1 pseudogene is annotated in these 210 nt (G+C 37.1%); it reads right to left on the bottom strand.

The annotated features are described in order from the left end of the window. Positions 1–10 precede the first annotated feature (10 nt). A pseudogene (locus L979_RS15535) lies at positions 11–210 on the bottom strand (IS3 family transposase); the annotation flags it as partial.

Here is a 210-nt window from a genome sequence, read left to right as displayed (position 1 = left end):
GTCATGTCATTTCTAAACTCTCAAATGAATCAAATCGTTTTCCGTAATAAACTTCTTGTTTTAGTATACCAAAAAAGTTCTCCACGACAGAATTGTCATGACAGTTACCTTTGCGACTCATAGATTGATAAATATTGTGCTCTTGGAGCTTTTGACGATAATACGGTGTCTGATAAGCCCAACCTTGGTCTGAATGGAAAGTACGCCGAT

Origin of the sequence: Kocuria sp. ZOR0020, assembly GCF_000800955.1 — a bacterium.
Taxonomy (GTDB): Bacteria; Actinomycetota; Actinomycetes; order Actinomycetales; family Micrococcaceae; genus Kocuria; species Kocuria subflava.
Note: the sequence above shows the minus strand (reverse complement) of the source record. Positions and strands in the feature narration are given on the sequence as shown.